Annotated in this window: 6 protein-coding genes; 5 read left to right on the top strand and 1 reads right to left on the bottom strand. The window is 58.9% G+C overall.

Annotated features, from left to right (window positions below; all coding sequences use genetic code 11):
- Positions 1-160 precede the first annotated feature (160 nt).
- From SH661x_RS15960 to SH661x_RS15940, 5 genes are all read left to right on the top strand, one after another.
- A complete protein-coding gene (locus tag SH661x_RS15960; protein WP_437223372.1) occupies positions 161-1,324 on the top strand; it encodes a hypothetical protein in 1,164 nt (387 codons plus the stop codon).
- Positions 1,325-1,327: 3 nt separating this feature from the next.
- Positions 1,328-3,049 carry a hypothetical protein gene (locus tag SH661x_RS15955; protein ID WP_437223370.1) on the top strand — a complete coding sequence of 574 codons (1,722 nt, stop codon included), beginning with the start codon at positions 1,328-1,330 and terminating at the stop codon, positions 3,047-3,049.
- A 164-nt stretch (positions 3,050-3,213) separates the two neighbouring features.
- A complete protein-coding gene (locus SH661x_RS15950) occupies positions 3,214-5,139 on the top strand; it encodes a hypothetical protein (RefSeq protein ID WP_437223368.1) in 1,926 nt (641 codons plus the stop codon).
- A 16-nt stretch (positions 5,140-5,155) separates the two neighbouring features.
- Complete coding sequence (locus SH661x_RS15945) at positions 5,156-6,274, top strand: HlyD family secretion protein (RefSeq protein ID WP_437223365.1); 1,119 nt, start codon at positions 5,156-5,158, stop codon at positions 6,272-6,274.
- Positions 6,275-6,327: 53 nt separating this feature from the next.
- Positions 6,328-8,502: a site-2 protease family protein gene (locus SH661x_RS15940; RefSeq protein WP_437231212.1), complete on the top strand. Its 2,175-nt coding sequence runs from the start codon at positions 6,328-6,330 to the stop codon at positions 8,500-8,502.
- A 17-nt stretch (positions 8,503-8,519) separates the two neighbouring features.
- On the opposite strand, the gene SH661x_RS15935 is transcribed toward SH661x_RS15940, so the two are convergent.
- Positions 8,520-9,089, bottom strand: coding sequence for a helix-turn-helix domain-containing protein (locus SH661x_RS15935; RefSeq protein ID WP_437223362.1), 570 nt, complete (start codon positions 9,087-9,089; stop codon positions 8,520-8,522).
- Between the last annotated feature and the right edge of the window lie 37 nt (positions 9,090-9,126).

Genomic DNA, 9,126 nt, shown 5'->3' with positions numbered 1-9,126 from the left:
CAAAGAACGTGCGTACTATCCGGCGAAACTTTGCCGGTTGCTTCGACTCTACCGGCTGTAATGAAAAGTTCTTCGTATTTCGTCCTTGCGGGTTCGATGATGCTGCGTGTCTGGACCGATAATGTCTGAAAGACCGAGCGGTACGTCTTGCGGGGCTGTCATGGTTGGCAAATTTGCATATCCCGGAATCGTGATCGGGGTGACGACGGTCATCCTCGGCGGGCTCCACTGGACCGTGCTCGCCGGTTCTCCCGTCCCCCCCGCCACCGATTCTGAATTCCAATGGGAGGCGGACCGGACCTGGTATGTTCCCAAGTCTGTTGCCGCACCCAGGCCATCTCCCCCCATCCAACAGCTCAGTTTTCAAAATTCGGTCGAACTGAAGAAGTCGTCAGCCCCCTGGCCGGTTCAGAAACAGGAAGATCCACTCGACTTCACCGACACGCTGCAGAAGCCCAAATCAGCCACAAACTCTGCAGACGTCGCGTTCTGGAACTCGCTGGAGGTCGATTCCGGGGTGTGGCAGGCCTCCGCATCTGTGATCGAAGCGGAATCGCTCTCGTCGACTTCGATTCGCCTTCCTCCGATTGATGATGCAGCTGCCGGGACGGAAGAGCCTCGCACTCTCGACGAAGAATCAGCCAAAGTTGCTCTCCCGGTGCAGACTGGGGACGAGCCCGTTCCCGCTGGGGAAACATCTGTTCAGGTGGAAGACGCTGCCACGAAGCTGGAGGAGACACCCGCTCCCCCGTTCCCGGATGACATTCCCGCTGATCCGGAGGAGCTCCTGGTGAATGGAACCTCCGAGCCCACATTCGACGGGCTCCTTCTCGCGGCTGAGCCTCTCCCGGAACCGACACCAGCCCGGGCAGTCCCGCCCTCCCCGATCGAGGAAGTGACTTCGGACAACACCATCATTCACCCCGATCCGCTGTTTCAGAAGCGGTACGACATTCTCAATCGCTCCATGAACAGTATTGATCTCTCCCTGCCGAAGGATCCCGGAGTACAGCCGGTCGATATCGCCGCTGTACATGAAGCTGGAACGCCTCCGATTCTGCTGGGCGGCGAGGATGGCTGGTTCGAACAGCCCATCAACAGGTACCCGGTGCCATTTGCCTATCAGCCGCTTTACTATGAAGAGATTAATCTCGAACGTTGTGGCGTTGGCCATGGCTGTCTGCAGCCACTGTTTTCGTCCGCTGCGTTCGTGAAGAACACCATCACGCTGCCGTACTACCTGTTTGCCACTCCTCCCCGATCCATGGTGCAGACCCCCGGGGACTGCCCGTCGTGCTATCAGTTCCAGCGGACATGTCGATAACCGATGTGGGGCGTCACCGTCAGCATGAACGACACCCCTGCTGAGTTTGACCGGATTGTCGAGTCCATTCGACGTCATCATGGTTTGACTCTGCATCCGGGCCAGTTGCAGGCGGGCCGGATGATGCTGTCACGGGTGATCGCTGAAATGGCAACCGGCGAAGGGAAGACTGCTTCGTCCCTGCTGACCATTGCCCTGGCCGCCGCATCCGGCCAGCGGGTCTTCGTCGCCACAGCCAATGATTACCTTGCCCATCGCGATGCTGAGTTCGCAGCTCCGGTGATCGCGGACTTTCACGGAACAGTCGGCTGCCTGCATGCCGGAGCGGGATTCGAAGAACGACAGGCTGCCTATCGCGCGCAGGTCGTCTACGGAACGATCAAGGAGTTTGTCTTCGATCACCTGCGCGATCGGCTGGCGGTGGCGGACAGCACCGGTCACCCAAGAGCTGCGATTCAACCGCTGGCGGATCGTCTTCTGATTGATGAAGCTGACAGCATTCTCATCGATGAAGCAGCAACGCCATGCATCGTCTCGGGTGACGCCCGTGAGTACGACCCAGCGGTGGTGAGTTGTCTGGCATGGGCAGCCGGGATCGGCGGACAGCTGACCGAAGGAATCGATTATGTCGACGTTCCCGGCCGGGGGACGATCACGACCCCGGTCGGGCGGGCGAGAATCGGCGCACTCCCTCTCCCGTCAGAACTCGCGTCCCTCACTCTGGGAGAACTGTTCCACTGGCTGGAGCTCTCGCTGCATGCCTGTCGACGTTTTCGCCGCGAGGTCGATTATGTTCTTCGTGATGGAGAAGTCGTGATTGTCGACGAATCGACCGGCCGGATTTCAGAAGGACGACAGTGGTCGAACGGAATTCATCAGGCGATTGAGGCTCGCGAAGGAGTGACGGTCACTCCGGCGCAGGATGCACGTGCTCTGTTGACCATTCAGGAATACGTCCTCCGCTTCCGGCATATCAGCGGCATGACAGGGACGGGGACGGAAGTCCGACGGGAGTTTCAAAACGTCTTCGGCCTGAAGGTGATCCAGATCCCGCTGAATCAGCCGTCCCGCCGGGTTCACTTGCCGAACATTGCTTGTTTCACCAAGTCAGAAAAACTTGGCCTGCTGGTGGATGAAGTCGACCAGATGCACCGCGCTGGCAGACCAGCCCTGATCGGGACTCCGACCGTACAGGCGTCGCATGAACTCTCCGGGCGTCTCTCCGAACGGGGCCTGCCGCATCAGGTCCTGAACGCACTCAACCCCGAACTGGAAAGTCCGATCATCGCTCAGGCGGGAGAGCCCGGACGAATCACCGTTGCCACCAACATGGCGGGGCGCGGGACAGACATTCGCCTGCAGGGAGACTCTGCAGCACGCGGCGGACTGCATGTGATCGGAAGTGAACTGCATTCCGCCCGTCGCATTGACCGACAGCTGATGGGCCGCTGCGGTCGTCAGGGTGATCCCGGAAGTTTCCGCCAGTTCCTTTCACTGGAAGATGCGAACCTGTCGGAAGCCTGGGAGCCGCAGCAGGTCGACCGCATCCGCCAGCGATGTCGCTCGGCCAGTTCAATCGAGAAGCACCTGTTCGCAGCACAGCGGAGAATCGAAAAGTTTGCTGCTGCCCGGCGTGCCCAGCTCTGTGAACAACAAGCTCAGCGGGTCAAGCTTCTGCAGTCACTCGGACTCGACCCGGTGCTGAATCCCATCCCGGACTTGTAGCCGTTCATGATTTCCTGAGCGTTCTCCATCGCAAACGCAAAACCGACCGACCAGCCGTTTCCCCTCCAACCTCAACATGTCATAATTCCTCGCTGAACCGTTGTGGTTCCGCGACCACAACGTTCACACGACTGAACCGGTCAACTGTCTGATAAAAGCAATCGATGACCTTCGGCGACAAATTTTCGGCCCAACCTGCTTCCCAGCCTGCCATGGCCTGGGAAGAAATCGAAGCATTTGTCGCCAGCATTGAGCAGCTTTCCTACGGACTGACCAGCCGCACCGACTTCTTCTCGCGGCTCGCTGAGGGGCTCAGTCGCCGGTTGCCCCTCGATGACGTCCAGCTGCTGTTGTTCACCGCGGACGGGATGCAGCGACTGGCGGGCGCAAACACTCCTCCACTCGCGTCTTCAGCGTCGCCGGATTTTACCTTGTTTCAGCCGGGCGAAAGTCATTTTCATCGTGATGATCACGCCGATGGCACCATCCGCGTCGCCATCGATCATTGCTTCACTGAAGATGAAATTCTTCGAATCGCCGTCAGCGTTCAGGCTGAGTCTGGTCTTTCACAGCGCTCGCTGCAGGAACTGCTCGGGACATGTGCGGTACTGGGGGGCAACTTCCTGATCCGAAGCTCCGGCCGGGAATTGCGAACACAATTGACAGACCGCCAGCGTGTGGTCGCCATGATCTCGCAACTGGCAGAGGCGGAGACTCGATCGCATCCTGAAAGTGAAATCTGCCGGGTCATTCAATCGACTCTCGGGGTCGACCGCGTTTCATTGCTGTGGAGTACTTCGGCCACTTCCCGATTGCTCGGCACGTCAGCGAACTCGGAGATTGCCAGAAATAGTACGGCTGTGCGGCTCATTGAAGAAGTGACCGCTCAGGTCGGTCAGCAGGGTGAGCGACTCGAAGTGACGATCGGCGGGGTCGCTTCTCCGCTCTCATCATCACTGCGAAAAGGAATTGATGCTTACGTTGAAGAGACCAACGTACGCTGTCTGAAGTGGATCCCCATTCGGTCTAGCGATTCGGCGCAGACAGCTCCGCTGGGATTCCTGCTGCTGGAACATTTTTCAGCAGACTGGCCAGACGACCATCAGCAACAGTTGCTGACACTTGCCGAGCCTCACGTTGTCGACTCTGCGCGGCGTGTGTTATCCGCGTCACGCAGTTCCCTATGGTCCCGCTTGCGGTTGGCCTTTGCCGGCAGGGGGAGGTGGCTCGCGGGCGCGTCCGCTGCCATGGCACTTGCAGCCATCCTGCTGTTCACGGTTCAGAAGAATCTCGAAATCCCGGTCGACGGCGTTCTCAGGCCGGTGCGGCGAGCTGCGGTCTTCGCACCGATGCAGGGGATCGTCGATCAGATCTCAGTGAAACACGGGGCACATGTCGAGCCCGGCGAAACCCTGATGGTGCTGCGATCACCGGAACTTTCGATTGAAGAACGACGGATCAGCGGGGAGGCCGCCACGCTTCGCAGCCGACTCGACAGTCTCAAAGCGGCCCGTATCCGCAATCGTGATACGGGAACTCGACCAGGCAACGACGCTGACCTTTCCGCAGAAGAATCGGATCTGGAAGCACAGCTCAAAGGGCTCACCGGCCAGCTGGCACTTGTGCATGAGCAACTGAATCTCCTGGTCGTAAAGTCCCCTCTGGCGGGTCAGATCGACCGGTGGGATTTGAATCAGGCGTTGGCGGACCGGCCAGTGGGACACGGACAGTATCTCTGTGACGTGCTGGATGTGGATGGAGACTGGATGATCGAACTCAGCATCCCGGACGACGTGGTCGGCTACGTGCTGCAAGCACAGGAGAAAGCCCCGTGCCCGGTCTCCTATCTCTTCCGCACCAACGCCGATCATCAATATGAATCACAGATCGTGAGCATTTCCAATTCGGCCCAACTGGACCGCGACGGAAAACCGGTCGTTCTGGCGCGAGTCCCCGCTGCAGCGGCGGACGGCTCGCAGTTTCGGGTCGGAGCCGGTGTGATGGCCCGGATCGATTGTGGAAAGCGCAGCATTGGTTACGTCTATCTCCGGGAAATGATCGAGTTCTTCAGACGCACATTCTGGTTTTGAGAGGCAGGAAACGTTCATGTCCTATTCCGATTCACCACGTCGGCAGAGATGGTGCGGATTTTGGTCCCTGGCCGGATGCACGGTGCTGATGGGCTCAATGTCCTTTGTCGGTGCCGGGGAGAAGGTCGTCGTTGAGAACGCCCTGATCCGTCTGATTGACGAAGTCGAAGTTCCCGCCCGTGAAGCAGGGGCACTCGTCGAGATTCTGGGGCGGGAAGGGGATTCCGTCACCTCTGGACAGTTGATCGCCCGGATCGACAATCAACTCCAAAAACTGCTTAGCAACCGTGCAGAGGTCGAACTTGCCATCGCCCGCCGGGAACTGGAGAACCGCGCTCAGCTGGAGCTGGCTGCCAAGACGGTGGAACTCGAAGAGCAGAAGGGAGTCGAACAGGAGCTGACATCACGCATCGCGCATAAGAAAGCGGAAAATCCGCTCAAAGTGGATGCCGCCCAGAAGCAGATGGATCTGGCGAAGAATGAGCTGGATCGGGGGCTGGCGGCCCAGAAGGAATTCAAGGGAAGTATCTCCGCATCCGAGATTGATGGACGTCGACTGACCTATGAGCATGCCGATCTGAATGCCCGGCAGATGCGGTTCGAGCAGGAAATTGAAGTCCTGCTCGCGGAAGCAGAAGACGTTTCGACGCGAACACAGGTGCTCTCGGTCGAGCAGGCCCGACTTCAGGTGGACGATGCCACCGCCAAACAGGAAGTGGCTGCCCTGCAGGTGAAACTGAAAGAGAATCAACTCGAGACCGCGGCCGAGGCCCTCGAACGCCGTGAGATTCGCTCGCCCATTGAAGGAATCGTCGTCCGGGTCGAGCGGCACATGGGTGAGTGGATCGAGCCGGGTGAACCCTGTTTCCGCATCGTCCGACTCGATCGGCTGCGTGTGGAAGGATTTCTCTCCGCCCGTTACGCCTTGAAGATTTCACCTGGTGCGAAGGTACTGGTGACGGTTCAGATCGAAGGGGCACAGCCGGTCGAATGCGAGGGAACCGTCACGTTCATCAGTCCCGAGATTGATCCCGTCAATCATGAAGTCCGCATCTGGGTCGAGATCGACAATGCCCAGCAGAAGTTTCGGCCGGGGATGCACGGTTCTCTGACCATCGACATTCCGGCACCGTAAAACTTCATTCAGTCGTTGAAGGTGCCTCCTTTCCGGAATCCTGATTGGCGTTTATGTTCAGTCTGCAGGTCTTCACTGTCCGCAACGATCTGGTGATCCGGCCGATCCGGCAGGGTGACCAGACATGCTGGGTCGTGAAGGATCCCGTCTCACGAAAGTTCTACTACTTCAATGAGCAGGAGCATGCGATTCTCTCCTGGCTCGACGGGACCTGTTCTACCCAGGAGATCGTTTCCCGCTTCTGCAGGAAGTTCGCGCCGCGGCACCTTTCGCTGAATCAGCTGTCACAGTTTCTTTCGCAGCTGGCCAAGGCCAATCTTCTGAAGGGAAGACTCGGATCAGACCGAAACGCGGATCACTCCGAACTAGGACATCGGCTGGGAGGGATGGTCAGCAATCCTCTCGCCATTCGCCTGCCGGGCGTGAATCCAACCCGGTTTCTTGACGTGCTGGCCCCGTGGTGCGAGTGGCTGTTCTGGAGAAGCACGCTCTGGACATTCGCCCTGTTAATCCTGACCGCTCTCGCCAGTGCGATTGTCCGCTTTGACGATATCATCGCCTCATTTCCGCAACTTCAGGCGTGGAAGACGTCGCAGGTTCTGCTGACAACGGGAGCGGTTCTGATCGTGACGAAGCTGGTCCACGAACTGGCCCATGCACTCACAGCCCGGCATTTCGGAGCTCGCTGCGAGTCTATGGGAGTGTTGCTGCTGATCTTCACCCCCTGTCTGTACTGCGACGTCTCCGATGCCTGGCTGTTAACGTCCCGCCGTGCCCGGATTGCGATCTCAGCTGCGGGGATGATTGCGGAGCTGGTTCTTGCATCGATTGCAACATTGTTGTGGATGGTGTCCCGGGACGAGCCGACCCGCGCCGTACTGTTGACGGTCATGACAGTCTGTTCAGCCAACACGCTGCTCTTCAACGGAAATCCTCTGATGAGATACGACGGTTATTTCATCTTGAGTGACCTGCTGGGAATGCCGAATCTGGCAGCGGAATCGGCCACCCGCATCACCTCGACGCTGCGGTCGTGGATCTGGGGCGAGCACGCGTTCGCCTTGCGGGAGGAGACATTTCGGGATCAATGCATCCTGTGGATTTACGGTCTGCTGAGCACGGGGTATCGTCTCGTCCTCATGAGTGCGATTCTGGTTGCTATCTTCCGGTTCCTCGATGATCGCGGACTCGGGCTGCTGGGCGGCGGCTTCGCAGCGATCACCGTGGCAACCCTGTTCACGAAAACGGCAGTGAATCTTTTGCGTCCCCCAGCTTCAATGCGATCGCCACAGCACAGTCGTTTTGGACGCCCGCTCGCGGTGCTGGGATGCCTGGCTGCCATGTTGATGGGAGTTCTGTTGATCCCGATCCCCAGACGGCTCGATGCTCCCTTCCGGATAGAATCCCGACAGTCCCGCGACGTTTTTGTTTCGGTGGCGGGAGATCTGGTTTGGGCGGTCGAATCGGGACAGTCCGTGCGGTCGGGGGATCGAATCGCGGAACTTCGCAATCCCGCTGTCGAACTGGAACTGCAGAAGATTGAACTGGAACTGGCCTCGCAGCGGAGCCGCCTGAAGAGTCTCGACGCCCGTAGAGGGTTGCTCGCCAGTGCAGATGAACGTCCTGCTCTTGTGGAATCCATCGCAGGTCTGGAAAAAAAGCTGTCCGTTCTGGCCAGGCAGAAGCAGGAGCTGGTGATTCTCTCTTCGCGGGGCGGTGTCGTTCATGACCCGCCGTTCGTTCAGGCCCCTCCCCTCGAGTCCGAGGTCGTGACGAACTGGACAGGCTCCCCGCTCGACCCGCGAAATCGCGACTGCTACTTGCCGCAAGGGACACTGCTTTGTTCCATCACTGATGACGCGGAAAAGCAGGCCGTGATTTATCTCAGTCAGAGACGCGTCCAGCGGGTGCGTCCCGGACAGACCGCGCGGCTGTGGCTCCCGGGTCTTCCGGACGAGGGGCTGACGGCGAAAGTCGTTGAAGTGTCGCCCGCTCCGGTGGAGGAGATTCCGGCCGAGTTCGTGAGCAGCAACGTCATTCCCATAAGCCCGGTTTCCGCTTCAGGAAAACGGGAGCCCAAGGAACCGATGTACCGTGTCGTCGTGCAGCTCCCGGCCAGCGACGTCTCTCTCCCGTTACGCTCGACGGGTCAGGCAGCGATTCGTGTTGCTCCGGTGACGCTGTGGCAGGTCATCCGGGAATTTGTTCGCGAATCATTCACCCCCTGACAGAGACCTCGAGCACTCTATTCGCCAACGCGAGGACGCGAATAGAACACACACAGAACCTGTGCCGGGGCGGGATAGGGATTGAGCAGACAATGCGGAGTATTGCCGTCGAAGTACAGGCAGTCACCGTGTTCCAGCTGGATCAGATCGTCTCCAAACTTCAGGTCGATCTGACCGCAGATCACCATTAGAAACTCTTCCCCCTCGTGGGGCAGCGGCTCACGACTGGTGTCCCAGGCGCGGATCGTCAGAAGAAACGGATCCATGGCCCGGTTGGCCCGTCTGTGTGCCAGTGATTCATAGCTGATGTTGGAGCGATCCCCGTCACGGTCGACGAGCAGACGGTCGTTTTTCCGCACGATGACGAGTTCCGGCTTGGCATCCAGACCTTCCACCAGCTGAGAGACCGGAACCCCCAGCGCAGCTGCAATTTCTCCCAGAGCCGCCAGCGAGGGGGTGACGCGAAAGTTCTCAACCTTGGAGAGCCAGCTTCGCGTCTGACTGGTCTTGGCAGCGACCTGTTCGAGCGTCATCCGGCGATCCAGACGGAGTTCTTTGATCCGTTGTGCAAGTTCCACGAGGTTCATGATGGTCAGTATATTTTGTCAGTTCAAAAGGAACGAG

Source organism: Planctomicrobium stercoris (assembly GCF_051465655.1).
Taxonomy (GTDB): Bacteria; Planctomycetota; Planctomycetia; order Planctomycetales; family Planctomycetaceae; genus Planctomicrobium.
Note: the sequence above shows the minus strand (reverse complement) of the source record. Positions and strands in the feature narration are given on the sequence as shown.

Coding starts and splice junctions, on each gene's coding strand:
- SH661x_RS15960 (WP_437223372.1), top strand. CDS start 161: ATGGTTGGCAAATTTGCATATCCCGGAATCGTGATCGGGGTGACGACG.
- SH661x_RS15955 (WP_437223370.1), top strand. CDS start 1,328: ATGTGGGGCGTCACCGTCAGCATGAACGACACCCCTGCTGAGTTTGAC.
- SH661x_RS15950 (WP_437223368.1), top strand. CDS start 3,214: ATGACCTTCGGCGACAAATTTTCGGCCCAACCTGCTTCCCAGCCTGCC.
- SH661x_RS15945 (WP_437223365.1), top strand. CDS start 5,156: ATGTCCTATTCCGATTCACCACGTCGGCAGAGATGGTGCGGATTTTGG.
- SH661x_RS15940 (WP_437231212.1), top strand. CDS start 6,328: ATGTTCAGTCTGCAGGTCTTCACTGTCCGCAACGATCTGGTGATCCGG.
- SH661x_RS15935 (WP_437223362.1), bottom strand. CDS start 9,089: ATGAACCTCGTGGAACTTGCACAACGGATCAAAGAACTCCGTCTGGAT.